Here is a 26,400-nt window from a genome sequence, read left to right on the forward strand (position 1 = left end):
AGGATTAGTGCTGGAACCCGAGGGTGGCCAGGAATGCCTCGCCGTTCGGGGTGCCCACGCCGGTCACGTCGTCATAACCGGACCGGACCCAGATGCTCGTCTTCACGTTGAACGTACGCAGGACGGTCGAGGTGCCCGCGCTCGCGTCGACGCTGTTGTTGTAGTTCACCCGGGCGACCGCCGGGATGGACAGGTTGCCGCGCACGTCGTGCAGCGCGCCAGTGCCGGCCAGCTTGTAGAGCGCCGGGTTCACGAAACCGTGCGGGCGCCCGGAAACCTGGTCGGCAAGCGCCATGATGCCGGCGGTCAGCGGAGCCGAGAGGCTGGTGCCACCGATCCGGTATTCGGCGTACTTCACCGAACCGTCCAGGAAGGTCTGCGTCTCGCCGACCCGGAAACCGGTGTTGGCGTCCGCCACCGCGGCGATGTCCGGAATGGTACGGGCCGGGGTGCTGCTGTATTTCTTCGAGATCGAACCCGGCACCACACCCTGCTGGTACCACGGCTGGGTGAACACCTTGCTGGTGCCGCCGCCGGCCGCGCCGGAGATCGTGCCAGCCAACGGGGTCGCCCACTGACCGTTGGTCAGCGTGGTGGAGAAGGTCGACCAGCCGGTCTCGCCGCCGTAGCCGTTGGACTTGGTGACCGCCAGCGAAGTGCCACCGACCGCCGTCACCAGCGGGTCGGACGCCGGGAAGTTGATCTCCGGCTGGTGGTCGTCGGAGACCGTCGAGTCGTCGCCGTCGTCACCGGTGGAGAAGTAGAAACCAACGCCCTGCAGGGCACCCTGGAAGAAGACCTGCTGGTACGCCTGCAGGAGATCGGGGTCCTCGTTCTCGCCGATGCTGCTCCACGAGTTGGAGACGATGTTGGCGAGCTTCTTGTCGACGATCTTGTTCAGCGCGTCCAGGAAGTCACTGTCGTTGCAGCTCGCGCTGGCCACGAAGTTGACGTTGGCGCCCGGCGCGACCGCGTGCACGGCCTCCACGTCGAGGGTTTCCTCGCCGTACCAACCCTGCTCACCGCACTGGTCGCCGTTCACCTTGTCGTCGTAACCGTACGAGAACGAGGGCGGCAGCGTCTGCTTGAACTGGTTCCCGTGGAACGCCGGCTGACCGTGGTCGGTGGCGTATTTGTTGGCGTCGGCGAGGATGGTCGGCGCCGCGTACGCGTCGACGATCGCGACCGTCACACCGCGGCCGTCGAAGCCGTGCTGGACGGACCGGGTCAGCCCGTACGCGCCCTGCAGTTGCGCGGGGGTGTAGCCGCACGTCACGTACGGCGGCACTTGGCCGTAGGCGGTCGGCAGGCCGGTGCCGGGTTTCTGCGCGAAGTAGTCCGAGCAGGGCGGCGCCGGCACGAAGGCGGGCGGCGGCGGTGCGTCCGGGCTGGCCTTGGCCGACCGGGTCGCGGCCCGCTGGGGCTGCGTCGTCGTACCTCCCTCGACCGTGTGGTCGTTCTTCATGGTGTTGCCGACGCTGGCGATGCCGGACACCGCGGTCACCACGCCGGACAGGCTCGCCGGGACGGTGGTCTGGGTGGCGGCGGCCCGGATGGTCTGGCCGTCCTTCTGGTACTGGCGTACGGACGTACCGAAGGCCTTCTGCACGTCCGCGACTGAGCCGGTCGCGCTGATGTAGAGGCGGTTGTCCGGCACCGCGCCGGCGTGCAGGTTGTTCGCGGCGAGGAACTGCCTGACCGCGGCGAGGCTGTTGTCGCTCGGGGCGTACTGCGCCCGGTATTGCTCAGGCGACAGGTAATGGCGATATTGCGGGCTGGCCGGGTCGCTGACCGCGCGGGCCGCGGCGGCGAGGCCGGCCTGGTTCTGACCGGCCAGGTAGAGCTTCACGCTCAACTGCTGGTTCTGGTCGACAGTGCCGGTGGGTGCGGAGTGCTGCACCCAGTCGGGCTGCGAGTCGCTGATGGCAGCTCGCCCGCTGGGAGCCGCCGAGGCCGCCGTGGCGCCGAATGGCACGCACAGCGCCACCGCGGCACCCACCGCCGCGGTGGCGATCAGGTGTTGTTGACGCATCCGGATGTGATTCCTTCCGTCGGGCCCGCATCGGACTCAGATCGCCGCGACGGCTGGTGACCGCGACGGATGTGATTTTGTGACAAAGGGTCGGACAGACTTTCTCCCGTGCCGCCGCCGCTTGCAAGCACAATGCAAATACTTGTCCTTTCGGGTTGCCGGGGTGTCCGACTTGTACCGGCAAATAATGACAAGAAAGGTCCACGAGGTAAAGCTTTGTTGGGCCCCTTTCTCGCGTTTCCGCAGTTCTTTCCGCCCGTTCACGCAGGCTCTCTCGCTGCCCACCCGCGGGAGGCACGGCAGCCATAGACTCTGGGCGTTGACGACGAGGGGGCCTGCGGAATGTATGACTTCGACCTGCTGGTGCTTGGTTCTGGGCCGAGTGGCCAGAAGGCCGCGATCGCCGGCGCGAAGCTGGGTGGCCGGGTGGCCATCGTGGACCGCCGGCACATGGTCGGCGGGGTTTGCATCAACACCGGGACCATCCCGTCCAAGACACTGCGTGAGGCGGTTCTCTATCTCACCGGCCTCAACCAGCGGGAACTGTACGGCCAGAGCTACCGGGTCAAGGACGACATCACGTTCGGCGACCTGGCGGCCCGTACGCAGCACGTGATCAGCCGTGAGATCGACGTGATCCGCAGCCAGCTCTCGCGCAACCGGGTGGCGCTGCTGCCCGGGTCGGCGCGTTTCCTGGACGACCACACGGTGGCCATCCGGCAGGACGACGGGTCGGACGAACGCAAGGTGTCGGCGGAGCGAATTGTCATCGCGGTCGGCACCAAACCGGCTCGACCGTCCACTGTGGACTTCGATGGTCGTACGGTGGTGGACGCCGACCAGATCCTGCGGATCGACCGCATTCCGCGCTCGCTGGTGGTGGTCGGCGCCGGGGTGATCGGCATCGAGTACGCCTCGATGTTCGCCGCTCTGGGCTCGAAGGTCACCGTGGTCGAGTCCCGCGAGCGAATGCTCGACTTCTGCGACCTGGAGGTCGTCGAGGCGCTCAAATACCACTTGCGCGATCTGGCGGTGACCTTCCGGTTCCGCGAGACGGTGGCCGCGGTGGAACGCCATGAGGACATGACGCTCACGCATTTGGAAAGCGGCAAGAAACTGCTCGCCGACACCGTGATGTATTCGGCCGGCCGGCAGGGCGTCACCGACGAGCTCAACCTGGAAGCGGCCGGGTTGGCCGCTGACAAGCGCGGCCGGATCACCGTCAACGAGAACTTCCAGACCGAGGTCGGCCACATTTACGCGGTCGGTGACGTGATTGGTTTCCCGGCTCTCGCGGCCACCAGCATGGAGCAGGGCCGGGTAGCCGCGCACCACGGTTTCGGCGAGCCGGTGGACCACCTTTCGGACCTTTATCCGATCGGCATCTACTCGATCCCGGAGATCAGTTTCGTCGGCAAGACCGAGGATGAGCTGACCGAGTCGTCGATTCCGTTCGAGGTCGGGGTGGCCCGCTACCGGGAGCTCGCGCGTGGCGCGATTATCGGTGACTCGTACGGAATGTTGAAGATCCTGGTCTCCAACGACGACCGCAAGCTGCTCGGCGTGCACGTCTTCGGCACCAACGCCACCGAGCTCGTCCACATTGGACAGGCCGTGATGGGGTGCGGTGGCACGGTCGACTATCTGGTGGACGCGGTCTTCAACTACCCGACGTTGGCCGAGTCGTACAAGGTGGCAGCATTGGACGTGCTCAACAAGATGCGTGCGGTTCAAAGGATTTCGGCTGTCCCAGTGAGCCCGAGGATCGGGGAAAAGGCCGTACGCCCCGCCACATCAGCGGCGAAGAAAACGACCTCCTAGGAAGCATAACCGCCAAGCGTGGTCCACTGGCCGGTCGTTGGAGCGTTTTGCTGGGCGGTGTAAGCCCAAACCGAGCCGGTGGTCGTACGTACCAGCACGACCATGCGGCCGGGCGTTTGGGTGACGACGGTCGGCGTACAGGCGATGCGCTGCACCGCGAGCCGGGGCGGCACGCCGACCGAGGCCGGCTTTCCGGCTCCTGGCCACACCCAGAGGCCGCCTTCGACGCCGCGGAACCACACCACCGCGGCCGGTTTCTGCGCGCCGCCGGTGAGCGGGGTGCCGATCGCGGCGCCGGAGGCGATCTGGTCGCCGAACGGCTGGTGCCAGCCAGCGGACGAGCCGTCCGGGCAGACGGCGGTCACGTACAGCCGGCCGTCCTGAAAGCCGCGAGCGCTCACCGGAACGGCGTTCACGCAGCCAACAGTCGAGACTGGGCCGGCCAGCGGTGCCGAGTACGCATCGAGTCCGGCGATTGTTCTCCAGCTGGGTTTGTGGCTGGGGGTGTCCAGGTCGACTCGCGCGTACGAGACCTGCAGGCCGCTCGTACGGGCGGTGACAAAGAGCTGGTGGCCGCCGGTTCCGACGATCGACGGCGCCGAAGTGGTGGTGCCGCCGAGGGAGACCCACCGCGTCCAGGTGTCGCCGTCCTGCCAGCGCAGGAGGACGTCTCCGGCGTCGCCGCGGGCGGCGATGTAGACCCGGCCGTCCACAGTGGCGGCGGCCGGCGAGGTGCTCACCACGCCGTCCAGCGCGATCCACTGGCCGGAGCCCGCGGGACGTACGTTCACCCGTCCGTCTGACCCGCGGGTGGCGATCAGCACGCCGTCCGGGGTCGGTGCGCCGGCGACCCGCTGCGGCGAGATGTCCCCGAGGACCGCGGCCGCCCGGGCCGGTCCGGCCGGCCCTGGCAACGCTGCCGGCCCAGTGGCCGCCGCGGACGGGTCCGGTCTGGCCGCGATCGGGGCCGGGGTGGGCGCGGAATGGCCGGTCAGCACGGTGGCCGCCGTACCGATGCCGACCACCGCTACCCCGACCACGGCGGCGAGGTTCACGGCCAGCCGGCGACGGCGTACTTGTCGGGTCCCGTCGACCACCGCCTGGCCGATGTCGATCGCCGACGGAACTGATGTTTCCGCGGCCAGCCCCAGCAACCGCCGGGCCTCAGTGGTCTGCAGGTCGTCGTCGCTCATCGGCTTGCTCCAGACGAGGACGCGAGCGGTGCCTCCGGTGGGTTGAGCGCACCCTTGAGTGCCTCCAGCCCCCGCGCGGTCTGGCTTTTCACATTGCCCACCGAGCAGCCCAACACCTCGGCGGTCTCGTTGACCGAGAGGTCCCCAAAGAACCTCAGAACGAGCACCGCCCGTTGCCCTTTGGGGACTTGCCGGAGGGCCGTACGGACCGCCATCGCGTCGGCCGGATCGCTGGCGGTATAGGCCGACTCCGGCATCGTGTCGAACAGTCGTACGCTCGCCCACTTGCGGCGGCGGTCGTCGATGAACACCCGGTAGAGCATCCGCTGCACGTACCGATCGATATTGTCCGCCCCACTGGCGCGTTTCCACTGCACAAAGAGCTTTGTCAGGGTCTCCTGCACGAGGTCGTCGCCGCGGGCCGGATCGCCGGCCAACAGGGTGGCGATCCGGCGTAGCCGAGGGGAACAGCGGGAGACGTACTCCACGTATGCCTCCCGCTCTGCTCCCCGCACTCTGCCCGTTGTAGTGCATGGGAGCTCAAAGCACACCGGGTTAGTTGCCGTGCTTGCGAGGATGACCGACATGCCGGAGCTAGACCGCCGATCCGCCCAGGCTCGTCCAGACGCCTCCGGTGACGTTTCCGAAGCCGCCCGGCGGGGTGTAGAGCCAGGCGTGGCCGAGGTTGTCGCGTACCAGCACCGAGTCCGGATCCAGCGAGCTGACGACCCACGGTCGTACGCGGGCTCCGGAGACGGTCGGCGTACAAGCGACCCGGAGGCCGGTGGCTGGTACGCCCACCCTGGTCGTGTTGTTCCATAGCGCGCCGTCGGTGCCGCGATACCAAAAGCCGTTCTGGAAGTCCTGGGCGATGCTGGACGCCGTTCGCCCGACGGTTGGCTGCCACTTCGGTCCGGGCTGGTCGCAGACCGCGCGGTGGATGCCGGTGCCGGTGGCGGACCGCCCGTTGACGAAGGCGACGGTGGGAAAGCCGTCCGGGGCCTGGCAGTTCACCTGCACTCCGAGCATGGGCGCCGACTGCAGCACCTGCTTGTCGAACTCCGTCCACGTCGAGCCGATCCCGTACCGCCGTGGTGACAGCGAGCCTGGCTGGAACAGTCGCAGCTGCGCCGTACCGGCGGCGGTCTGGGCGGCCACGGCCACGTACGCGGGTGGGCCGGCTTCGGCAGGGATCGCCTGCAGGGCCGGCGCGCCGTACGTGTTGCCGCCGATGTTGTGCCAGCCCGTCCAGGTCCCGGCCGCTTCGCGCCAGCGGTAGAGAACGTTTCCGTTGCTGGCCCTGGCCGCCACGTAGATCCGACCGTTCTCATCCACGGTGGCCGCCGGCGAGCTGGCCACCGTCGTACCCATCTGCACCCAGCCGCTCTGGTGGCCGTTCGGCGAGATGATCTTCTGGTCGAGGTATCCGTTCGGATTCCGGGCGAAGACATGCAGGCCGTCGCTGGCGTACGCACCGGCCACCCGCTGCGGCGAGATGTCGTACGGCGCCGCCTGAGCGGCCACCGGGGCGGCGAAGACCGCACCCACTCCCAGGGATACTCCGGTGACCGCCAAGGCGATTCGCCGGGATGCGGTGGATCTCATCTGCGAACTCTTCCCAGTACCAGCTGGCCGCGAACTGCGACCGTCACATTCAGTGGACGGGGTCGGCCCGTCGATCGGTTGCACAGGTGCGGGGACCACCGTTGGGCAGTCCCCGCACCTGTTCGGAAAGCAAGAAACCGTGGATAGACAGTGGATCAGGTGGCGATGCCGCCCAGGTTCGTCCAGGTGCCGCCAGTGCCGTCCTCTTCCACCGGAACGTAAAGCCAGCTGGTGCCCTGGTCGTCCCGGACCAGCACGGAGCGCGGGTCCGTCGGCGTGCCACCGTTCTTCGGCACCTGGTAGCCGGCGACGGTCGGCGTGCAAGCCACCCGACGCCCGGCAGCCGGAACACCTACCCGGGTCCCGTCCCAGAGCGCTCCGTCGGTGCCTCGGAACCAAACCCCGCCGTGCGAGTCGCTGGCGATACCGGAGCTGGTGCCCTCGGAGTTGAGGAACCAGGTCGCCGGCGCCGGCGACGGCGCGTCACCGCAGACCTCCCGCTGCATGCCGTTTCCGTTGCTGCCTCGTCCGAGCAGGACGACCGCGTTCGGCTGGGCCGAGTCGGGTGCGCCGTCCCGCGGGGTGTCCTGGCATCCTTGGGCGGCGCCGAGCATCGGAGCGGCCTGCAGCACCTGGTCGTCGAGTCCCACCCAGCTGGCCCAGTGTGCGATCGGTGGCGACAGGGTCCCGGGCGTGAAGGCCCGGGCCTGCGGCTGGCCGGCGCTGTTCTGGGCGGCGATCAGAACCTCGGGGTATTGCCCGTTCTGCGCCGGAATGGCCTGCAGGGCCGGCGCGCCGTACGTCGTGCCGCCGATGTTCTTCCAGCCGGTCCAGCTGCCGTTGGGCTCCCGCCACTGATAGAGGACATTGCCGTTTGTTGCCCGTACGGCAAGGTAAACCCGGCCTTCACTGTCCACAGTGGACGCAGGCGAGCTGGCGACCTGGGTGGTGTCGAAAACGGTCCAGGAACCCTGCTGCCCGTTCTTGGCGATAACTTTCTGGTACAGATAGCCAGTCGTGCCGCGTACGAACACGTGCAGGCCGTCCGCCGCGTACGAACCGGCCACCCGCTGCGGTGAGATGTCGTACGGTGCCGTCGCGGCCTGCGCTGCCGCCGGAATCGAAGCGATGCCAGCGAAAACCGAAACACCGGCAAGTACGCCCGCGAACGCCCTGGATCGTTTCGTCGTCATTCGAGAGTTCATCAGAAGAAATCCTTCCCCGAATCTTTCGGAGCCGCTCCATGACGACCCCTACACGGGAAGGACGGGACCGGCGGCGAAACCCGTTGCATGGGATTCGCCGGGACTGCCCCAAGGGGCGATACGGTTTCTCGGCACGAAAAAACGCAGGTCGCGTGACCTGCGTTTCTTCGCCTTGTGGTGGGGTTGAGGCGGATCCTAGAAAGCCTCTTCCGGAATATCCATCAGGTCGAGGTTGGTGGTTTCCACCACGGTACGGCGGGCGGTGAGCTCCGGCAGAACCGTCTGGGTGTAGAATCGCGCGGCGGCCAGCTTGCCGGTGTAGAAGGCCTCGTCCGCGGGCTTGAGGCCACCCGCGTCCAGTGCGCCGAGTGCGACCTCGGCCTGGCGTACGAGCAGCCAGCCGACCACCAGGTCGACCAGGGACAGCAGCAGTCGGGAGGTGTTCAGCCCGACCTTGTAGACGTTGCGCCGCTCTTCCTGGCTGGACATCAGGAAACCGACCAGCGTGCCGACCATCCCCTGCACGTCGGCGAGCGCCTGCCCGACCGCGGCCCGCTCTTGCTTCAGCCGGCCGTTGCCGCCGTCCGCGGCGACGGTTTCGTTGATCTGAGTCGCCAGCACGGTCAGCGCCTGGCCGTTGTCCTTCACGATCTTGCGGAAGAACAGGTCCATGCCCTGGATCGCGGTGGTGCCCTCGTACAGCGTGTCGATCTTGGAGTCGCGGATGTACTGCTCGATCGGATAGTCCTGCAGGAAGCCGGAGCCGCCGTACGTCTGCAGGGTCTGCGACCCGAGCAGCTCGTACGAGCGTTCCGAACCGCCGCCCTTGACCAGTGGCAGCAGCAGGTCGTTCAGGTGCTCGGCGGCCTTCTCGGCGGCCGCGTCGCCGGCGAACCGGGCGGCGATCACGTCGTCCTGCACGCTCGCGGTGTACTGCACCAGGGCGCGCAGGCCCTCGGCGTACGACTTCTGCAGCATCAGCGAGCGGCGTACGTCCGGATGGTGGGTGATGGTCACCCGCGGTGCGGCCTTGTCGGTCTGCTGGGTCAGGTCGGCACCCTGGACCCGCGACTTCGCGTAGTCGAGCGCGTTCAGGTAGCCGGTCGACAGGGTGGCGATGGCTTTCGTGCCGACCAGCATCCGGGCGTACTCGATGATCTTGAACATCTGCCGGATGCCGTCGTGCACCTCGCCGACCAGCCAGCCGACCGCCGGCGCACCGTCGCCGAAGGTCAGTTCGCAGGTGGTGGAGGCCTTCAGGCCCATTTTGTGCTCGACGTTCGTCACGTACGCGCCGTTGCGCTCACCCAACTCGCCGGTCTCGTCGTCGAAGTGGAACTTGGGGACCATGAACAGGCTGAGGCCCTTGGTGCCCGGGCCGCCGGCGCCGGCGGTGTCCACCGGCCGGGCCAGCACGTAATGAATGATGTTGTCGGTCATGTCGTGCTCGGCCGAGGTGATGAACCGCTTGACGCCCTCGATGTGCCAGGTGCCGTCGGCCTGCGGGATCGCCTTCGTACGACCGGCGCCCACGTCGGAGCCGGCGTCCGGCTCGGTGAGCACCATGGTGGCGCCCCACTGCTTGTCGACGAAGATCTGCGCCCATTTCTTCTGCTCGTCGGTGCCCAGCCGCCAGAAGGTGGCCGCGAAACCGGGACCGCCGGCATACATGAACGCGGCCGGGTTGGCGCCCAGCACCAACTCGGCGAGCGACCACCAGAGCGCCCGTGGGGCGAGTGTGCCGCCGAGTTCCTCGGGCAGGTCCAGGCTGACGTAACCGGTGCCCATCAAGCGCTGGAAGGACGCCTTGAAGGCGGCCGGCATCGTCACCGAGCGCGTCTTCGGGTCGTAGACCGGCGGGTTGCGGTCGGCGTCCGCGAACTGCTCGGCGAGGTCTTCCCGGACAAACCGGTCGACCTCGGACAGGATGCTGTGCACCGTGTCGGAGTCCAACTCCGCGTACGGACCCTTCGCCAGCCGGTCACCGGTTCCAAAGACCTCAAACAGGTTGAACTCGATGTCCCGGAGGTTGCTCTTGTAGTGCGCCATCGTGATCGCTTCCTCCACTAGCAGCAGGGAGTGCCAGCCTCGATTACTCGTCAGTAACTAAGGATATTACCCGCAGGTAACGGCCGCAAGAGACGTGCTTCACGAAATCCCCCACTCAACCTCCGGCGAGGTCCGCACGTTGACAGGGGGAGACGCTGGACCACCAGCGCAAAGGGTGAAGGTGGGATATATCTGACGGTGTCAATTGCGGTGCGCCGGCCGAAGGCGGAAGCGATGGGAGCTGTGACCGGACAGCCCTATGAGGCTTGCTTCCGTGATCTTTTCGCGATCGCGTACCGCGTCGGCTACCGCATTCTCGGCGACCGCAGTCAGGCCGAGGATGTGGCCGCCGAAGCCTGCGCTCGGGCGTACGCCCGGTGGAAGACGGTCTCCGGCCACTCCGAACCGTGGGTGGCGCGGGTGGCCGGCAACCTGGCGTTGGACGAGGTCCGCCGGCTGACTCGCTGGCGCAGGCGCGAGAGCGCGCTGCACGAACGGGACCTCGGCGGCGATCCGCATCGCGCCGAGCGGCTGGACCTGCAGCAGGCGCTGCAGCGGCTGTCCAAGCGACAGCGCGAGGTGCTGATCATGCGATACGTCGCGGACATGTCCGAGCGGGATGTCGCGGAAACCCTTGGCTGCTCGGTGGGCACGGTGAAATCCACCGCATCCAGGGCGATGGCGTTGGTACGAGCTGGACTGACCGCTGGAGAGGAGGTGCGCAATGATGCCTGACCTGGATTTTCGTCACCTTGACGATGGCGAGCCGCCGTACGCGTCGGAGCCTCGGCTGGACGCCGTACGCACCCGTGGCCGGGCCATTCGGCGCCGCCGCCTCACCATCGCGACCGCCACCGCGGTGACCGCCCTGGTGCTCGCCACCGGCGGTGTCCTCGGCGTGGCCGGCCCGTATTTGCGGCACCACCAGGCGATCTCCGCGGCCGGGCAGGGCGGCAACTTAGCGACCGGGTCCGGCGAGCCGTCGCAGTCACCGGACGCCACGCCGACGTACGCGGGGCACGTGCCGGCCGGGGGCACCAGCGTCTCGGCCACCTTCACCACGACCGGTGTGGACCCGTACTACCTCAACGTCAACGTGCAGGCACTGCTCAAGTCCGGATGGTTGACCCCGGCCAAGAGCGGCGCCGATGTCTGTGTGAAGAACGCGTCCTACCAGGCGGTCGGGCCGCATCAGCCGGGCGACCTGCTGATCAGCGCCGACGCCGCCGGCCGGATCGTGCTCGTCGAGACCAGCAGCCCCGCATATCGCACCCCCAGCGGCATCGCGGTGGGCAGCACCGAGGACCTGTTGGTAAGGACGTACGGCAACCTGTCCTCGATCCCGAACAAGACAGGTGTCATGGCCTACACCGAAACCGTCGGCGGCTATTCGATCGGGTTCGTGGTGAAGAACGCGATCGTCGCGCAGATGTACGCGGGCAATTTCGCCAACGTCAGCGACTTGCTGAACGGCGCCTTGGTGCGGTGCTCCAGCCCTCCCACCGGCCGATAGCCACCCACCGGCCGACCGCGGTCGGTCACTCCTCGACGGCCGCGTCCCACTCCCAGGCCGGGATGGGCTGGCCGGTGGCCGTGCTGCCGGCGCCCGCGTATTCCAGCAACACCAGCGCGATGTCGTCGTCGAGCAGGTTCCGCACCCAGTCGCGCAGGGCGTTTTCCAGCGACATCAGGCCATCCTTGACGGTGCCGTGGCCAAGGATCCGCCAGGACCGCTCGGCCAGCGGGAAGAACTCGCCGTCGCGGCGCGCCTCGGCGATGCCGTCCGTGTAGAGCAGCAGCCGGTCACCAGGCTGCAGCCGTTCGATCCGCGGCCGGGCCACCGGCAGGAAGCCCAGCGGCGGCGCTGGGGCCGGCGGGTCCAGGGGAGTCACCCCGCCGTCGCGTAGCAGCAGGGGTGGTGGGTGACCGCAGTTCAGTACGGTCAGGGTGCCGCCGCGCTCTTCGATGACGGCCGCGGTGACGAAGTCCTCGATGCCGACCGACCGGGCGACCGCCCGGTCCAGGTCCGCGACGACCGCCCGCAGGTCGGCGCGCTCGTGCGCGACATGGCGGAAGGAACCGAGCACGGTGGAGGCGAGCCGGACGGCGTCCAGGCCCTTGCCGCGCACGTCCCCGATCAGCAGCCGGACACCATACGGTGTGTCCAGGGCCTCGTAGAGGTCGCCGCCGATCTCCGCGCCCCGAGTGGCCGAGATATAGCGGTGCGCGACTCTGAGCTGGCCGATCTCCGGGTCGATGTCCCGCAGGATCGCCTGCTGCGCCTCCTTGCCGGCCCGGCCCATCTCGGCGACCGCCTCGCCGTCCCGGCTGCGCAGCGAGGCGAGCAGGCACCCGACGCCGGTGGCCGCGACAACCGCCGCGGTCTGGGTGGCCGAGTCCACCGTGAGCTCGTACGCCTGGATATACGTCCACAACAGGCACAGGCCGGTGCTCAGTGCGCCCACCAGGGCGACCTGCCGGGCCGAGCAGTAGGTCGCGGACAGCAGTGGCGGGCCGACCAACATCGCCACGTACGGCGTGCCGGGGCCCTGTACCCAGTCCAGCACGATGATGAGGAAGGCGGCGGCTATCGCGCCGAGCAGGCAGATGGTCGGGATCGACCCGTTGCGTGCGTCAGATGACCTTGCCACCTGGTCAGCATGCACTCCGCGTGCTCGCGGCGGCACACTAACCCCCTGTTTTCGGGCGGTGGCCGACCGCAGTGACGGTTCCCATCCGCGACCTCCGCTCGGCATCGGTCAGCTGTGTGGCCGGACCGTACCGCGCCGCCGGTCCGCCCTCCTCCAGTTTCGTGCAATCCTCAGCATGTCGCGGACGTGGGTTGAGACCTTTTCCGGACGGGCGGCACTCTCGTACGGCCGGCGCATGAGAGGGTTTCTCCGGTGACCACCGCTTCTTATGAGCAGCTGATCCGAGAGCCGATCGACAACCAGTACAAGGGCTTCCCGCCATCGGAAACCACGTACACGATCGGCACGGTGGCCGCCGCCGGCTGGAACGTGCTGGCCGGCGACCTGCTGTTACCCGCGCTGGTGCTGCACCAGGACGCCCTCGACCACAACCTCGCGCTGATGGCGAAATGGTGCGCCGACCGGAACGTGTCGCTCGCTCCGCATGGCAAGACCCCGATGGCTCCGCAGCTGTTTCTCCGTCAGCTCCAGGCCGGTGCCTGGGGCGTCACCGCGGCCACCGTCAGCCAGGCCCGGATCATGCGTTCCTTCGGCGTACGGCGGATCGTGCTGGCCAACGAGCTGGTCAGCCCAGTGGGCCTGCGCTGGGTCGCGCAGCAGCTCGACGCGGACGAGTCGTTCGAGCTCTTCTGCCTGGTCGACTCCGCGTACACGGCCGACCGGATGGCCTCGATCCTGGCCGCCGCCGGCGCGGTCCGACCTCTCCCGGTGTTGCTGGAGGTCGGCCTGCCGGCCGGCCGTGCGGGCGTACGCGACGACACCGAGGCACTCGCCTTGGCCGAGCACATCGCTGGCCTCCCCCAACTTCGGCTGGCCGGTGTGGAGGCGTTCGAAGGCGTCGCCGGATCCAACCGCGAGCCGGTCACTCTCGCGGCGATCGACGCCGTCCTCGGCCGGATGACAGCCCTGCTCACCGAGATCGACAAGCGCGGTCTCTTCGACGGGGATGAGGTCCTCTTCACCGCCGGCGGCAGCGCGTTCTTCGACCGGGTGGTGGTGGCCGCGGAGCAGATCGGCACGCTCAGCCGGCCGGTGCGTACGGTCCTGCGCAGCGGCTGTTACGTCACCCACGACCACGGCTCGTACGAGGTGACCTCCCCGCTCCGGTCCGGCGGTGACGGCCCCGCGCTGCGGCCGGCCCTGGAGCTGTGGGCCGAAGTGCTCTCCACCCCCGAGCCCGGCAACGCCATCGTCGGCTTCGGCAAACGGGACGTCTCGTACGACCAGGAACTCCCGATCCCGCTGACCTGGATCGACGCCGCCGGCACTCGTACCGACGTCACCGGCCGCGCGAAGGTGGGCAAACTCAACGACCAGCACGCCTTCCTTCGATCAGATCTGCCATTGCGACCCGGTGACGTACTGACCTTCGGCATCGCGCACCCGTGCACCGCCTTCGACAAGTGGCGCCTGCTCCCCGTCATCGACACCAACACCACAGTCGTCGACGCCATCCGTACGTTCTTCTGAACCGACCCCCAACTGGCGGGCTGTTAGCGAGTCCGGCTATACTCGAACATGTGTTCGAAGAGTGTGGCGGCTGGGTCCGGGGCGGAACGGGTCGCTGTGCTCCTGCCGAGCGATGCGTCGTTATGCCAGTGGCGGCGCCGCGCGACTGTCATCAAAGATGCTGACAGCGTGACGAATTCCAGCCCGATCCCGAGGAGTTGTGGCCACTCTCCGGGATCGGGCTCTTTTCGGTCGTAGGAGGCGGATTACTCGGAGAAGGTGACTTCTGGGGGCGGGCGCCGGAAACCGCGGGTCAGGTAGACCAGGATCACCACTCCGATGACCAACCAGCAAAGGCCGATAAGCAGGGCGTTGCTGTCCAGGTTCGTCAGCAGCCACACGTCGACCGCGGCGCCGATCAGCGGGATCACCAAGTTGAGAATCCATCCAGCCGGGCCCCGTAGGGTCCGCTGCCGCAGCGCGTACGCGATCACGCAGAGATTGACGAACGTGAATGCGGTGAAAGCGCCGAAGTTGATGAACGATGCCGCCGTGGAGATGTCCAGGAAAATGCCGATCAGCCCGACCGCGCCGGTCAGCAGGATGTTGATCAAAGGGGTGTGGAACCGTTCGTTGACGAACCCGAAAATCTTCTTCGGCAAGACCGAGTCGCGGCCCATCGCGTAGAGCAGCCGGGAGGCGCTGGCCTGCGCGGCGATGCCGGAGGCGAACTGGGTGATCACCAGACCGGCGAGGAAAATCGCGGAGAAAAGCCGGCCGCCAATCACCGCGGCGATCTCGAATGCGGCCGAGTTCGGGTCCTTGATGTGCACGCTGCTCGCCACGAGCTGCGTCGCGTACGAGGCCACCACGAAAATCACGCCGCCGATGATCGTGACCAGCACGATGGCTTTCGGGACCGTACGTTCGGGATCGCGGGTTTCCTCGGTCAGGGTGGTGATGGCGTCGAATCCGAGGAACGAATAGGCGGCGATCGCGGCCGCGGCGGCGATGCCGGAGAGCGTGCTGCCCGGATGGCCGAACGGGGTGGCGGAGAGGATGCCGGCGGCGCCAGCGGTGGAGGCGGCATGACCGAAAGACAGCACAATGAAGAAAATCAGTACCAAGACCTGCATCGCCATCAGCAGCAGGTTGATGTTCGTCGCCAGTTTCAGGCCGAGGATGTTCAAAATGGTGGTCAGCGCGATAAAAGCGACGATCCACAGCCAGGTCGGTACGCCGGGGAACTCGGCCGAAAGATATGAAGCACCGATCAGCCAGATGACTGTGGGAAGCCAGAAATAGTCCAACAGGACTGCCCAGCCGACGAGGAAACCGACGCGGGAGTCGATGGTTCGGCGGGTGTATGTGTAGGCCGAGCCGGCGACCGGGAAGGCGCGTGCCATTCGGCCGTAACTGATCGCGGTGAAGAGCATCGCCACCAGCGCCAGCAAATAGGCAGTGGGCACGGTGCCATTGGATGCTTTGTCCAGAACGCCAAAAGTGCCGAGCACGATCATCGGTGCCATATACGCGAGGCCGAAAAGGACCAGCGGGCCGAGGGTGAGCGTACGGGTCAACCGTTGCGGGGAATCACTCATGGGGTGCCCTCCTGCTTCGGGGTCCAGGTTCTCGGGTCGATCCGGCCGCCGTAGACGGGCAGCTCGAGCGGCTCGTCGTCGGGCCGGAACTGGTGCCACATCCGGTTCAGCCCAGCCGTGCCATAAGCGCGTACGCGCGCCACCTCGTCGAAGTCGATCACGTCGGTGAGCACCTCCGCGGCCCGGCCGGCGCGCACCCGTACGCGCCCTTCCGGGTCGACGACCAGGCTCTGCCCGACACCGGTCGGCGCGGCCGCGTTGGGGCTCACCACGAAGACCTGGTTGACGATCGCGTTCGCCCTGGTCAGAACCAGTTCCTGGGCCCGGTCGGAGGTGGTGGTCTGGGTGGGATTGATGATCACCTCAGCTCCCATCCAGGCCAACTGCCGGGCCACCTCGGGGAACCACGCGTCGTAACAGATGGACAGCCCGACCCGGCCGAGCCCGGGCAGGTCGATGACGGTGAAGCCGGTGCCTGGACGGTACGGCTCGTACGGCCGCCAGGGGAAGCATTTGCGGTATGTTCCGGCCAGTTGGCCGTCCGGCGAGAACAGCGCGGCGGTGTTGTAGACAGCAGTACTGTCCGCGCGCTCGCAAAGCGTCCCGGGCAGCAGCCAGATGCCCAGCTCGCCGGCCAGCTCGGCCAGATCGCGGGTTCGGCGGCCGCCGATGGGCTCGGCCAGCTCCGGATTGCCAGCCTGGTCACCAAAAAGATGCAGTTCCGGATAAACGACCAACCGGGTTTGTGGAAAGCGATCCAGGGTCGCGCGTACGTCCGCGGCGAAAGCGCCCAGGTCCACGCCGGACGTGCGCACCGGCAGCGGGTCGGACTGCACCAGGGCGATCGGCAACCAGCGAGGCATCAGCTCAGCATGCGGCCGCTCTCGCCGCCGCGCCATCCACGGGACGGTTGTGGTCACCACAACGCTGAAAAAGAAATCGGCGAAGGCGGCATAGATTCGCTAGGGCTGTGGCGTCTGAGTGTGGGTAAGACCGAGAAGGGGTGGAGTGGACAGCGAGGCGAAGCGGCAGTTCGGGGAGTTTGTGGCGGCACGGACCCCGGCGCTGATGCGCCTTGCGTACCTGCTCGCCGGGGACCAGCACCGGGCCGAGGACCTGCTGCAGACCGCGCTCACCAAAACCCTGGTGAGATGGCGGACCCTGCGGCACGAGGATCCCGAGGCGTACGTGCGCAAGGTTCTCTACCACGAGCAGGTCAGTTGGTGGAGGTGGGCGGCCCGCCGCCGGGAGACCACCGTCCAGCAACTGCCGGAAACCCCGACTGCCGATCCGAGCCAGCAGACCGACCTGCGGCTGCAGGTCCGGCAGGCGCTGATGCGCCTGACCGGGAAGCAGCGCACGGTGTTGGTCCTGCGGTATTTCGAGGATCTCTCCGAGACGCAGGTCGCGGAAATCCTCGGTTGCTCGGTCGGCACTGTCCGAAGCCAGACCCACAAGGCCGTCGCACGGCTACGCGTACTAGCGCCCGAGCTCGCCCGCCGCACCGAAATCCTGGAGGCCAGGTCTTGAGCAGCCAGTTGGAGGACGTGCTTCGGGACACGCTGCGCGATATCTCCCAGGAGGCAGTTCCCTTGAATCTCACCGACCAGGTCGTCCGCCGCAGGGTCCGTCGACGGATCGCGCTGACCACCGCCGGGGTGGCGGTGCTCGGCGCCATCGGCCTCGGCGCGGCTCCGTTTGCCTTCGCCGCCAGTTCGACTCCGAAACCGGCGCCGGTGGCTCCGCTGCCGGTCAAGCCGCCCTGTGCGGTGCCGGCCCCGCTGCCGGTGAAGCCGCCGGTCAAACGCAGCGGCGCGCCGACGGCGGTGAAACCGGACGTACCGCCCATGCCCGCGTGCACGACGCAGCCGCGGCCGCCGCGGCTGGGCACCCCACCCGTGTCGCCGCCGCGTGCGGTGCCTGCCAAGCCGGGAGCGGCGCCAGCGCAGCCGGCGAATCCGCCGCACGCCGCGCCCGCGCCGGTCCGGCCCCCGCACACAGTGCCCGCGCCGGCCCAGCCGCCGCGCATCGCGCCCGCGCCAGCGCGTCACCGCTGACGTACAAACAAAAAAGTGCGGCGACCCCGAGCGGGTCGCCGCACTTTTCGTTGTCAGATCCTAGAAAGCCCGACCGGGCAGGTCGTTGCTGAGCCCGGGCGCAGCCTTGGCCTGGCTCTTCGCAGCGGCCGCCGTCGGCGTCGGATGCGGGTCGCCAACGCAGGTCACGTCGGTCTTGGGCAGCTTGCCAGTGAGCAGGTAGTCATTCCCGTACCCGAGGGTGCAGGTGTTCTTGCTCTGGTAGAGGTACTGGCCGTGGTTGAACTGGCCGGTCACCGTCACCAGCTTGGATCCGCGCAGCGCCTTGTGCATGTTCAGCGCCCCGTCGTACGGCGTGGCCGGGTCACCGGTCGCGTTGAACAGGAGGATGTTCGGCACGTTGGTGCTGCCGACCCTGGTGGCCTGCCGGGCACCGTACGGCCAGAAGGCGCACGGCATGTTGAACCACAGGTTGCCGTAAACCAGGAACGGATACTTCTGGTATTGCTTCGCCGCGTCCCCGTACCACTTCTGCAGGTTGTGCGGCCACACCTGGTCGTTGCAGCTGACCACGGTGTAAATGGTGTTGCCGTTCTCGCCGGCGAGGTCCGTCGGGCCGTACTGCGCCAGGATCCCGGCGTCGTCGTGCTTGTTGACGTAGTCGCTGACCGCCTGCGCCAGGGCCGGCCAGGTCGAGTCGGAATACATGTCGCCGGAGCCCGCGTTGTCGAACTCCGCCGCGCCGACGACTCCGCCGGCCGGGTTCTTCTTCAGCGCGGCACGCATGCCGTACCAGGCCTTGGAGACCTTCGCCTCGGTGGTGCCCAGGTGGAACACCGCGTCGTTGCTGGCGATCCACCGGAGGAACTCGTGGAAGGACTTGTCGAAGGCGACGTTCTGGCCGAGGTTGTCGTCGTACCAGACACCGGTCGGGTCGACGTTGCTATCCAGGATGAACCGGCGTGCGTGGGTCGGGAACAGCGTCGCGTAGACCGAGCCGAGATAGGTGCCGTACGAGTAGCCCAGGTAGTTGATCTTCTGCTCACCGAGTGCGGCCCGGATCACGTCCATGTCCCGCGCGGTGTTCGGCGTGTTGTAGAACTGCACGTCCGAGCCGTTCTTGGACAGGCAACCGGCGGCGTACTGAGCGGACCGCCCGGTGTTGATCGCGATGTCGCGGCGGGAGGTTGGGATCGGGTCCGGCACCGGCGCCTGGTAGAAGGTGGCGGGGTCGACGCAGTAGATCGGGTGCGACAGGCCGACGCCACGCGGGTCGAACCCGATGATGTCGTACGCCTGCTTTAACGAGGTGGGCAGCCGGTTCTGCACGCTTTGCGCGTACGCGACACCGGTGCCGCCAGGCCCGCCACGGTTCACGAACAGCACGCCCTGACGCTGCGCCGCGGTGCCGGTGGCTTTCGCCCGGCTGATCACGATGTTGATCTTTTTGCCGTACGGGTGCGCGTAATCCAGCGGGACCGACACGGTCGAACACTGAATCGTGGCCGGATATCCGGCGGGGCAGGCGCCCCACACCACCGACGAGGTCGTCGTGGTCGGCGAGTTTGCCTGTGGTGCCGCTGAAACCGCTACCGGGCTGGTCAGGATCCCCATTCCGACAGCAGCCACCGCACCGACCGCCATGAGTCTCTTCATAGAGCCTTCCCTCCTGCCGGCCGCACCGGTCTGGTGAAGCCGCAGGTCAGGATGCTTCCAGAGATTTCCGGGCGGCGAAGCCGGTCCGGTAAAGACGCTATGGGAATTCCCCGATACCTGTGCCGATGGGTGTTTTTCCTGACCGCGAGGGCAACCCCGAATCGATGATGTGACGTACTGCATTGACGCGTTTGTCGGCAAGGTCAACTGTGGCATCCATGGGAAACCGGGACGCCTGGGACGACAACGGTGAGGACCTCCCCGCCGAGTTGGTCCAAGTGCGCCAGTTGGTCGCGGCCGAAATCCACCGGCAACTGGCCATGCGGCACGACCTCATCCAACTCCCGGACGTCACCGAGGTCGCGTACGCGGTGGCCGAACGGCTCGGGCAGGCCTTCCGGATCGAATGGGCCCCCGTCTGGGAACAGGACCGCAGCGACGACGACGAGTCGCTCGGTCCGGACGGTGCCGCCTTCTACGGGTCGCGGCTCGCCCAGTCCGATCGCTACCCGATCTTCGACCACGACTGGCCAGCTCGCCAGTAGCCACTCTTTGCGCAGGTAACCGGCAAAACCGATCCGCACGGTGAATCTCCCCCGGCGAGACGGCAGAATGGGACCTTATGAGCGAAGAACGGCGAGATAACTGGTTGGCGAAGGCCTACCGAGAGGCGTCCGCCGCCGGCGACGCCGCCACGGCCGAGAGGCATCTGCTGGAGCTCGTCGAGCTGCACCCGGAATCGGCCTGGCTCTGGTTCAACCTCGGACTTTTCGCCAAGCGTCGCCGGGACTGGGCGCAATGCGCCCGGCTGAACGAGCGCTCGCTGGAAATCGCGACCGAAGCGGAGGATCCGGCGGCCTGGAACCTGGGCATCGCCGCCACCGCGATGGGCGACTGGCCGGTCGCGCGGCGGGCGTGGTCGACGTACGGCGTCACGATGCCGGACGGTGACGGCGAACCGGTGATGGACTTCGGTCTGGTGCCGATCCGGCTCAACCCGGAGCCGCGGCACATCGGCGAGACCCGGCTCCAGATCGACGGACAGTTGCACGACACCGAGGTGGTCTGGTGCCGCCGCATCGATCCGGCCCGGGCGATCATCCAGAACGTGCCGACCCCGGAATCCGGGCACCGGTTCGGCGATCTGGTCCTGCACGATGGCGAACCGGTCGGATCCCGGAAGATCGATGGCCAGGAACGCGGAGTTTTCCAGGAAATCGCCCTGTTGCGTCCTTCCGAGAAGCCGACGCTGCGGTCGGTGGTCTTCTGCCCGTCCGAGGCCGACGCCCAGCAGCTGCAATCGGCCTTCGAAGCGGCTGACCTGGGCGCCGAGGACTGGACGCAGAGCGTCCGGATGCTGTGTAAATCGTGCAGCGAGGGCAATCCCGACCCGAGCCACGACCATGGACCGGTGGAGTGGGATCCCGAGCGCGACTACGGCATCGGTGCCACCTTTGGCGAGGCCGACCAGGTGCTGCGCCAGTGGGCACTCAGCGGGTCTGACCGCTCGTACAGCAGCCCGGAGCGGGCCTTCTGACCTCACATTCGCGAACTCTTTGGACTAAAGTGCCGGAATCGATTGGCCGTCGCGCTCGTCGTCCCAGGCCATCGAGCTCATCTTCCAGCCGTCCGGGGTCCGGACGAACTGGGTGGAGATGACTCCGCGTCCCTGGGTCGCGACGCCGTCCAGCACCCCGGTTTTCGCGTACGTGCAGAGATGGTGAGCGACCTGCCCAAAAGTGTCGATCCGGTGCTCGATTTCGGTCTCTTCGAAGGAAGTCAGCCGCCCAACGTCCACCAGCGCCTGCCGGGGGGCGATGAACTCCGCGACGGTCATGATCTCCGGCTTGGACTCGGAGTTCTTGATCAGCAGCCCACCCTCGATGAACAGGTCGTAGATCTGGTCGTACCGAGGCTTTCCGGCTGTCTCGAACGAGACCGCGCGGAAGAATTCGGCCGTACGCGCGGTGAGTTCCTTCTCCACCAGGTCCAGTGACTCCATTTCACCAGCCTGGCTTACCCCACTCGGATTCTTCAAGCCGTGGACCCGGAGTCTGCCCGTTCGGCTCCCGTGATCGACGGTGGTCGTGGTTGGCTGGAGGTTCGCTTGTGAAGGGCGGATGTGTGAGGGGATGCGTGGCGGCGGCATGGGCGCCCAACCATGCGCCGGCGCGTACGCCCAGGTCATCCATCCCGGCGCGATCCGCCTTGGTGACGCCGTACAACTGGCGTGACTAACGTTGGGGACCAGTCGAAGGTTGCCTCAAGTTGGGGGACTACACATTGAATGGAATTCGTATAAGTTTCTGACAAGCTGGGACGCATGCATTTATTGCTTGTTCCTCTTGTCTTGCTGTCCGGCCTGACGGCCCCTGATTCCCTGCCGGCGTATTCCGCGACCACCAAAACGGTGACGGCCGCCGACCTCGGTGCCACCTGGCATTCGGGCTGCCCGGTCGGACCGGCTCAGCTGCGAATGATCAGCCTCACTTATTATGGAATGGACCAAAAAGCGCACGCCGGACAGTTGGTGGTCAACACCGACCGGGTCGACCAGACGATCAAGATCTTCGGTGAGCTCTACCGGATGCGTTATCCCATCGCGAAAATGGTGACACCGGACCATTACCCCAACGCCGACGACGAATTGTCCATGGAAGACAACAACACTTCGGCGTACGACTGCCGGGACATTCCCACCAGTGGCGCCTTGTCGTACCACGCGTACGGCCGCGCGATCGACATCAACACCCTCATTAACCCTTACCACGACTCGCAAGGCGTGCAGCCCAAGAACGGCGGTCCCTACCTCGACCGTACGAGAAAAGACCCCGGCATGCTGCACGATGGTGACAAAGCCGTACGGGCCTTCACCGGCAACGGCTGGACCTGGGGCGGCGACTGGCACACCCTCAAGGACTACCAGCACTTCGAGCTGGCGTAACCGCTTCCGCGCCTGACGACGCGACCGTCGGGCCCCGCCTTCTGCTCCCACCGCGGCGCCAACCACGGTGACGTCACTGAGAAAGCGCAGCGCCGAGAGCGGCTCGGCTAATGGCCCATTGATGGCCTGCTCCCCGAGCATCCACCGAGCCACGAGTGATGACGGCGCATGCCCAGCTTCGTCCCGGGGTAGGTGCGCACGGTGAGGGTGACGATCCGGCCGCCGCCATTGCCGATTTGCGGATCGCGGTCGCGGTCTGATCGAGGAGTCCGGGGCGCTACAGGAGCTCACAATGACATTGCATGTCGCCAAAGTGGAGCGGATGACGGGAATCGAACCCGCACTCTCAGCTTGGGAAGCTGAAGTTCTACCATTGAACTACATCCGCAGAGCGCTTCGAACACTCTAGCAACCCGGCCCCGCGACCGAGGCAAGGGCTGCCGCCAGTACGCTCGCGGACGTGCTGCTCTCCGATCGTGACCTGCTGAAGGCCATTGACGAAGGCCGGTTGGGCCTGGATCCGTGGGAGCCTGAGCTCATTCAGCCTTCCAGCATCGACGTACGGCTGGACCGCTGGTTCCGGGTCTTCAACAACTTGAAATACACCCACATCGACCCCTCCCGGCAGCAGGACGACCTGACTTCGCTGGTGGAGACCGATCCGGACCAGCCGTTTGTGCTGCACCCGGGCGAGTTCGTGCTCGGGTCGACGCTGGAAGTGGTCAGCCTGATGGATGACCTCGCGGCCCGCTTGGAGGGCAAGTCGAGTCTTGGGCGGCTGGGGTTGGTGACGCATTCGACGGCCGGTTTTATCGACCCTGGGTTCTCCGGGCACGTGACATTGGAGCTGTCGAACCTCGCCAACCTGCCGATCCAGTTGTGGCCGGGGATGAAGATCGGCCAGATCTGTGTGTTCGAGCTGTCGTCGCCGGCGGAGCATCCGTACGGAAGCGACAAGTATGGCTCGCGTTATCAGGGCCAGCGCGGTCCGACCCCGAGCCGCTCGTTCCAGTCCTGGCGCACCTGGCCTACCAGGTAAAACGGCCTACCAGGTAAAACGCTCGATCAGCGGGCGCTGACGGGGACGCCGCCGACGACTGCGGCGAGCACGTCGTCCAGGGTTAGTACGCCGAGAGAACGACCGCTGTCGGAGACCAGGACGAGGTGCGATCGGGTCCGGCGCATGATCAGCAGCACCTCACCCAACGAGGTGGCTGGCGCGACCACGGTCAGCGGTCTCACGGCGTCTTCCGGCAGCGCCGACCGGCGGGCGGTGCCGGAAACGCCGAGCGCCTCCTTGACGTGTACGAAGCCCAGGACCGCGCGGGTACGCCGGTCGACCACCGGAAAGCGGGACAGGTTGGTGGCGACCGACAGTGCTTCCAGGGAGGCCGGGGTGACCTCGGCGGTGACCGTACGCACCTGGGACCACGGCGACATGAAGTCGGCGGCCGTACGGGAAGTCAACGTCAGCGCGCCAGTGATTCGGCGGTGGTCGTCGGCGTCCAGCAGGCCCTCGGTACGCGACTCGGCGACCAGACTGGCGAGCTCCTCAGCCGTATAGACGGTCTTGACCTCGCTGGGTGTCTCGATCCGTACCAACCGCAGCAGGCTGTCCGAAATCCACCGCAGCGCGAGCAGCACCGGTCGGGTGGCGACGCAGAAGGCCAGCATTGGTGGCCCAAACCAGAGCACCAGCCGTTCCGGCCCGGACAGCGCGATGTTCTTCGGCACCATTTCGCCCACCACGGTGTGGCCGTACGTGACGATGGCCAACGCGAGCACGAACGAGATCGGGTGCAGCAGCTCGGCGGGCATACCGACCGCCTGGAACGGGCCTTCGAGCAGGTGCGAGAACAGCGGCTCGGCGATGGCGCCGAGGCCCAGTGAGCAGATCTGGATGCCCAGCTGCGCGCCGGCGATCATCAGCGGCACCTGGGCCATCGCCCGCAGTGCGGCGCTGGCCCGCCGGGAGCCGGCGGCCGCGAGGGGTTCGATCTGGGTGCGCCGGGCCGAGAGGATGGCGAACTCGGAACCGACGAAGAAACCGTTCCCAAGGAGCAAAAGGATGGTCGCCGCGATCTGCAGGCCGCTCATGAGCCGTTGCCGTTCTCGGGTTCGTCGGACTCTTCCGGCGGCTGCACGCGGACCTGTTCGACCCGGTGCCGTTCCACCGAAGTGACGGTGAATTCCCAGCCTCGCTCGGTGACAGTCTCGCCCTCGGTCGGGATGTGCCCGAGCCGGGCCATCAGGAAACCGGCCAGCGTCTCGAACGGGCCGTCCGGCAGTCGAAAGCCGGTGTGCTCAGCCAGCTCGTCCTCCCGCAGCAGGCCGTTGACCAGCACGGACTGGTCGGTCAGCGGCGAGGTGACGGTCGCGGACTGGGTGGTGAGCGCGGTCGCGGTGACTGGTACCGCGTCTACTTCGGGTTCGTCGAACTCGTCGTCGATCTCGCCGACCAGTTCCTCGGCGAGGTCCTCGACGGTGACGATCCCGTCGGTGCCGCCGTACTCGTCGACCACCACCGCCATCTGGATGCCGCTCTCCTGCAGCCGGGACAGGGTGGTGTCCAGCTCCAAGGTCTCCGGTACGAGCAGGGGTTCGCGAGCGATTTCTCGTACGCCCGTGCTGGCCCGCCGATCCGGTGGCACCTGCAGCGCGTCGATCACCGCGGCCACTCCTATAACGGTGTCCAGCGTGCCGTCGTAGACCGGGAAGCGGGTGTGACCTGACTCCAACGCCAGCGTCAGCAGCTCCTCGGCGGTCGAGGAGGCCGGCAGCCCGACCACGTCGACCCGCGGGGTCATCGCCTCCGCGGCTCGCTTGTCGCCGAAGCGGATCGTGCGTTGCAGCAGGGTGGCGGTCTCGCTCGGCAGCGCACCGGCGCGGGCCGAAATGGCCGCCAGCAGGCCGAGCTCTTCCGGTGACCGGGCCGAGGCGAGCTCCTCCTGCGGCTCGATGCCGAGCAGCCGTACGACAGCGTTGGCGGTGCCGTTGAGCAGCGCGATCACCGGGCGTAGGACGGCCGAGAAGATCCGCAGGACCGGCGCCGACCAGCGGGCCAGCGGCATCGGGATCGACAGTGCCGCGTTCTTAGGCACCAGCTCGCCGAAAAGCACGGTGAAAAGGGTGGCGAAGATCAGCGCCACAGCGGTCGCGATGCCGTCCGCGACCGGCGCGGACACGCCGACCGACTGCAAGCTGGGCTCGATCAGGTGGGCGACCGCGGGCCGGGCCAGATAACCGGTCAGCAGCGCGGTCAGGGTGATGCCCAGCTGAGCGCCGGACAGCTGGAAGGACAGCGATCGTACGGCCTTGGCGACCTGCTTGGCCCGGCCGTCGCCAGCCGCGGCCTGCTCCTGGACGAGCGCACGGTCGACGGTGACCAGCGAATACTCGGCGATGACGAAAAAGGCGTTTCCCGCGGTCAGGAGAAAGAACGCCACCAGCGCCAGGACGTCGATTGTCGGCTCCCCATCTTTACCTGGCTTTCGATCGTACGGCGCGGGTATCCGCAGCTAGGGAGTGACCCGCCCGCGGGAGGTCAGGCCGGCCTCGGCGACCTCGCGGGCAGCGCCGCCGTCGAGCCGGAAGATCCGGGCCGTCTGGGTGCCGTGGCCCTGCTGCACCTTGAAGGTGCCGGCGGCCTTGCAGCCGCTCATCGGGAAGGGCGTGCCCTCGATGCTGGCGTCGGTCTCGTTGCCCCGGTCGGTGCCGGCGATGTGCGGCTGCCCGGCCTTGTCGACGGTCAGCTTGGTGACACCGACGGTCAGCTGATAGCGGCCGACCGGGCCGGTGGCCGTCCAGCTGATCGGATAGCCGGTCGGCTGGTCGGCGGAGCGCAGGGTCAGGGTCGTGTGCTGGCAGTTGCCGGGCGGCAGCTCGCTGTTCGGGTTGGCCACGATGAAGCCGGCGCCGAGCGCCACGAAAGCCACCAGGGCGACGATCAACCATTTCGTCGGCAGCCTGGGAATCCGGCCGAACGGCAGGCCAACGTGCGGTTCGAGGCTCTGCAGCGACGGCTCCTCAAGCCGCCGGCGCGCGTCCGACCGGTCGTACGCGCCCTCGTACTGATCGCCCTTCACGCTCCTGAAGGTA

General features: G+C 67.3%; 24 protein-coding genes and 1 tRNA gene. 10 read left to right on the top strand and 15 right to left on the bottom strand.

Annotated elements, in window-relative coordinates; translation table 11 throughout:
* Positions 1-4: 4 nt before the first annotated feature.
* Positions 5-2,032 carry a S53 family peptidase gene (locus ABD301_RS15180; protein WP_344310843.1) on the bottom strand — a complete coding sequence of 676 codons (2,028 nt, stop codon included), beginning with the start codon at positions 2,030-2,032 and terminating at the stop codon, positions 5-7.
* Positions 2,033-2,374: 342 nt separating this feature from the next.
* Here ABD301_RS15180 and sthA point away from each other — a divergent pair, with 342 nt between their 5' ends.
* Complete coding sequence (gene sthA / locus ABD301_RS15185) at positions 2,375-3,853, top strand: Si-specific NAD(P)(+) transhydrogenase (RefSeq protein ID WP_344310845.1); 1,479 nt, start codon at positions 2,375-2,377, stop codon at positions 3,851-3,853.
* Here the strand turns inward: sthA and ABD301_RS15190 are convergent.
* The 5 genes from ABD301_RS15190 to ABD301_RS15210 form a co-directional block, all read right to left on the bottom strand.
* The gene (locus ABD301_RS15190) at positions 3,850-5,046 is read right to left on the bottom strand and encodes a DUF8189 domain-containing protein (protein ID WP_344310847.1); all 1,197 of its coding nucleotides are present in this window, start codon (positions 5,044-5,046) and stop codon (positions 3,850-3,852) included. The genes sthA and ABD301_RS15190 overlap by 4 nt on opposite strands.
* Positions 5,043-5,561 (bottom strand): SigE family RNA polymerase sigma factor, encoded by a 519-nt coding sequence (locus ABD301_RS15195; RefSeq protein ID WP_344310849.1) that lies wholly within the window; start codon positions 5,559-5,561, stop codon positions 5,043-5,045. The genes ABD301_RS15190 and ABD301_RS15195 overlap by 4 nt, the downstream gene beginning before the upstream one ends.
* A 79-nt stretch (positions 5,562-5,640) precedes the next feature.
* Entirely contained in the window at positions 5,641-6,651 is a 1,011-nt protein-coding gene (locus ABD301_RS15200) for a DUF8189 domain-containing protein (protein ID WP_344310850.1), read from the bottom strand.
* 155 nt (positions 6,652-6,806) lie between these two features.
* Positions 6,807-7,844, bottom strand: a complete 1,038-nt coding sequence (locus tag ABD301_RS15205) for a DUF8189 domain-containing protein (RefSeq protein WP_344310851.1) — start codon at positions 7,842-7,844, stop codon at positions 6,807-6,809.
* 207 nt (positions 7,845-8,051) lie between these two features.
* On the bottom strand, positions 8,052-9,905 hold the full coding sequence (locus ABD301_RS15210; RefSeq protein WP_344311139.1) for an acyl-CoA dehydrogenase: 1,854 nt from the start codon (positions 9,903-9,905) through the stop codon (positions 8,052-8,054).
* 234 nt (positions 9,906-10,139) lie between these two features.
* On the opposite strand from ABD301_RS15210, the gene ABD301_RS15215 reads away from it, so the two are divergent.
* Both ABD301_RS15215 and ABD301_RS15220 read left to right on the top strand, forming a co-directional pair.
* Positions 10,140-10,640: a sigma-70 family RNA polymerase sigma factor gene (locus ABD301_RS15215; RefSeq protein WP_163567783.1), complete on the top strand. Its 501-nt coding sequence runs from the start codon at positions 10,140-10,142 to the stop codon at positions 10,638-10,640.
* Positions 10,630-11,418 carry a hypothetical protein gene (locus ABD301_RS15220; RefSeq protein WP_163567782.1) on the top strand — a complete coding sequence of 263 codons (789 nt, stop codon included), beginning with the start codon at positions 10,630-10,632 and terminating at the stop codon, positions 11,416-11,418. The genes ABD301_RS15215 and ABD301_RS15220 overlap by 11 nt, the downstream gene beginning before the upstream one ends.
* A 25-nt stretch (positions 11,419-11,443) precedes the next feature.
* On the opposite strand, the gene ABD301_RS15225 is transcribed toward ABD301_RS15220, so the two are convergent.
* A complete protein-coding gene (locus tag ABD301_RS15225) occupies positions 11,444-12,556 on the bottom strand; it encodes a PP2C family protein-serine/threonine phosphatase (RefSeq protein ID WP_344310854.1) in 1,113 nt (370 codons plus the stop codon).
* 252 nt (positions 12,557-12,808) lie between these two features.
* Here ABD301_RS15225 and ABD301_RS15230 point away from each other — a divergent pair, with 252 nt between their 5' ends.
* Entirely contained in the window at positions 12,809-14,086 is a 1,278-nt protein-coding gene (locus ABD301_RS15230) for an amino acid deaminase (protein WP_344310856.1), read from the top strand.
* Positions 14,087-14,331: 245 nt separating this feature from the next.
* On the opposite strand, the gene ABD301_RS15235 is transcribed toward ABD301_RS15230, so the two are convergent.
* On the bottom strand, positions 14,332-15,666 hold the full coding sequence (locus tag ABD301_RS15235; RefSeq protein ID WP_344310858.1) for an APC family permease: 1,335 nt from the start codon (positions 15,664-15,666) through the stop codon (positions 14,332-14,334).
* Complete coding sequence (locus ABD301_RS15240) at positions 15,663-16,565, bottom strand: carbon-nitrogen hydrolase family protein (RefSeq protein ID WP_344310860.1); 903 nt, start codon at positions 16,563-16,565, stop codon at positions 15,663-15,665. The genes ABD301_RS15235 and ABD301_RS15240 overlap by 4 nt, the downstream gene beginning before the upstream one ends.
* Positions 16,566-16,674: 109 nt before the next feature.
* Here ABD301_RS15240 and ABD301_RS15245 point away from each other — a divergent pair, with 109 nt between their 5' ends.
* Together ABD301_RS15245 and ABD301_RS15250 are read left to right on the top strand one after the other, a co-directional pair.
* Complete coding sequence (locus ABD301_RS15245) at positions 16,675-17,196, top strand: SigE family RNA polymerase sigma factor (RefSeq protein ID WP_344310862.1); 522 nt, start codon at positions 16,675-16,677, stop codon at positions 17,194-17,196.
* Positions 17,193-17,723 carry a hypothetical protein gene (locus tag ABD301_RS15250; protein WP_163567778.1) on the top strand — a complete coding sequence of 177 codons (531 nt, stop codon included), beginning with the start codon at positions 17,193-17,195 and terminating at the stop codon, positions 17,721-17,723. Before ABD301_RS15245 ends, ABD301_RS15250 begins: the two co-directional genes overlap by 4 nt.
* A gap of 60 nt (positions 17,724-17,783) precedes the next feature.
* Here the strand turns inward: ABD301_RS15250 and ABD301_RS15255 are convergent, their stop codons facing one another.
* Entirely contained in the window at positions 17,784-19,358 is a 1,575-nt protein-coding gene (locus tag ABD301_RS15255; RefSeq protein WP_344310864.1) for an alpha/beta hydrolase, read from the bottom strand.
* A gap of 218 nt (positions 19,359-19,576) precedes the next feature.
* On the opposite strand from ABD301_RS15255, the gene ABD301_RS15260 reads away from it, so the two are divergent.
* Together ABD301_RS15260 and ABD301_RS15265 are read left to right on the top strand one after the other, a co-directional pair.
* Entirely contained in the window at positions 19,577-19,903 is a 327-nt protein-coding gene (locus tag ABD301_RS15260; protein ID WP_163567775.1) for a hypothetical protein, read from the top strand.
* 77 nt (positions 19,904-19,980) lie between these two features.
* Complete coding sequence (locus tag ABD301_RS15265; RefSeq protein ID WP_344310867.1) at positions 19,981-20,895, top strand: tetratricopeptide repeat protein; 915 nt, start codon at positions 19,981-19,983, stop codon at positions 20,893-20,895.
* Positions 20,896-20,919: 24 nt separating this feature from the next.
* On the opposite strand, the gene ABD301_RS15270 is transcribed toward ABD301_RS15265, so the two are convergent.
* A complete protein-coding gene (locus ABD301_RS15270; RefSeq protein WP_163567773.1) occupies positions 20,920-21,360 on the bottom strand; it encodes a hypothetical protein in 441 nt (146 codons plus the stop codon).
* A gap of 321 nt (positions 21,361-21,681) precedes the next feature.
* Here ABD301_RS15270 and ABD301_RS15275 point away from each other — a divergent pair, with 321 nt between their 5' ends.
* On the top strand, positions 21,682-22,302 hold the full coding sequence (locus ABD301_RS15275) for a M15 family metallopeptidase (protein WP_344310869.1): 621 nt from the start codon (positions 21,682-21,684) through the stop codon (positions 22,300-22,302).
* A gap of 314 nt (positions 22,303-22,616) precedes the next feature.
* On the opposite strand, the gene ABD301_RS15280 is transcribed toward ABD301_RS15275, so the two are convergent.
* Positions 22,617-22,690 (bottom strand) — tRNA-Gly (locus ABD301_RS15280).
* Positions 22,691-22,762: 72 nt separating this feature from the next.
* On the opposite strand from ABD301_RS15280, the gene dcd reads away from it, so the two are divergent.
* The gene (dcd, locus tag ABD301_RS15285) at positions 22,763-23,341 is read left to right on the top strand and encodes a dCTP deaminase (RefSeq protein WP_344310871.1); all 579 of its coding nucleotides are present in this window, start codon (positions 22,763-22,765) and stop codon (positions 23,339-23,341) included.
* A 26-nt stretch (positions 23,342-23,367) separates the two neighbouring features.
* Here dcd and ABD301_RS15290 read toward each other — a convergent pair whose 3' ends face one another.
* The 3 genes from ABD301_RS15290 to ABD301_RS15300 all read right to left on the bottom strand — a co-directional run bounded on the left by ABD301_RS15290 (position 23,368) and on the right by ABD301_RS15300 (position 26,387).
* A complete protein-coding gene (locus ABD301_RS15290) occupies positions 23,368-24,399 on the bottom strand; it encodes a hemolysin family protein (RefSeq protein WP_163567771.1) in 1,032 nt (343 codons plus the stop codon).
* Positions 24,396-25,748 (bottom strand): hemolysin family protein, encoded by a 1,353-nt coding sequence (locus ABD301_RS15295; RefSeq protein ID WP_344310873.1) that lies wholly within the window; start codon positions 25,746-25,748, stop codon positions 24,396-24,398. Before ABD301_RS15295 ends, ABD301_RS15290 begins: the two co-directional genes overlap by 4 nt.
* A 72-nt stretch (positions 25,749-25,820) precedes the next feature.
* Positions 25,821-26,387: a hypothetical protein gene (locus ABD301_RS15300; RefSeq protein ID WP_344310875.1), complete on the bottom strand. Its 567-nt coding sequence runs from the start codon at positions 26,385-26,387 to the stop codon at positions 25,821-25,823.
* Between the last annotated feature and the right edge of the window lie 13 nt (positions 26,388-26,400).

The organism is Fodinicola feengrottensis (assembly GCF_039530045.1).
Lineage (GTDB): Bacteria > Actinomycetota > Actinomycetes > Mycobacteriales > HKI-0501 > Fodinicola > Fodinicola feengrottensis.

Excerpts from the sequence above, each read along its gene's own strand:
- ABD301_RS15240 (WP_344310860.1), bottom strand. The coding sequence starts at position 16,565 with ATGGCGCGGCGGCGAGAGCGGCCGCATGCTGAGCTGATGCCTCGCTGG.
- ABD301_RS15255 (WP_344310864.1), bottom strand. The coding sequence starts at position 19,358 with ATGAAGAGACTCATGGCGGTCGGTGCGGTGGCTGCTGTCGGAATGGGG.
- ABD301_RS15205 (WP_344310851.1), bottom strand. The coding sequence starts at position 7,844 with ATGACGACGAAACGATCCAGGGCGTTCGCGGGCGTACTTGCCGGTGTT.
- ABD301_RS15235 (WP_344310858.1), bottom strand. The coding sequence starts at position 15,666 with ATGAGTGATTCCCCGCAACGGTTGACCCGTACGCTCACCCTCGGCCCG.
- ABD301_RS15275 (WP_344310869.1), top strand. The coding sequence starts at position 21,682 with ATGCATTTATTGCTTGTTCCTCTTGTCTTGCTGTCCGGCCTGACGGCC.
- ABD301_RS15215 (WP_163567783.1), top strand. The coding sequence starts at position 10,140 with ATGGGAGCTGTGACCGGACAGCCCTATGAGGCTTGCTTCCGTGATCTT.
- ABD301_RS15290 (WP_163567771.1), bottom strand. The coding sequence starts at position 24,399 with ATGAGCGGCCTGCAGATCGCGGCGACCATCCTTTTGCTCCTTGGGAAC.
- ABD301_RS15260 (WP_163567775.1), top strand. The coding sequence starts at position 19,577 with ATGGGAAACCGGGACGCCTGGGACGACAACGGTGAGGACCTCCCCGCC.
- sthA (WP_344310845.1), top strand. The coding sequence starts at position 2,375 with ATGTATGACTTCGACCTGCTGGTGCTTGGTTCTGGGCCGAGTGGCCAG.
- ABD301_RS15220 (WP_163567782.1), top strand. The coding sequence starts at position 10,630 with ATGATGCCTGACCTGGATTTTCGTCACCTTGACGATGGCGAGCCGCCG.
- ABD301_RS15210 (WP_344311139.1), bottom strand. The coding sequence starts at position 9,905 with ATGGCGCACTACAAGAGCAACCTCCGGGACATCGAGTTCAACCTGTTT.
- ABD301_RS15200 (WP_344310850.1), bottom strand. The coding sequence starts at position 6,651 with ATGAGATCCACCGCATCCCGGCGAATCGCCTTGGCGGTCACCGGAGTA.
- ABD301_RS15180 (WP_344310843.1), bottom strand. The coding sequence starts at position 2,032 with ATGCGTCAACAACACCTGATCGCCACCGCGGCGGTGGGTGCCGCGGTG.
- ABD301_RS15270 (WP_163567773.1), bottom strand. The coding sequence starts at position 21,360 with ATGGAGTCACTGGACCTGGTGGAGAAGGAACTCACCGCGCGTACGGCC.
- ABD301_RS15265 (WP_344310867.1), top strand. The coding sequence starts at position 19,981 with ATGAGCGAAGAACGGCGAGATAACTGGTTGGCGAAGGCCTACCGAGAG.
- ABD301_RS15190 (WP_344310847.1), bottom strand. The coding sequence starts at position 5,046 with ATGAGCGACGACGACCTGCAGACCACTGAGGCCCGGCGGTTGCTGGGG.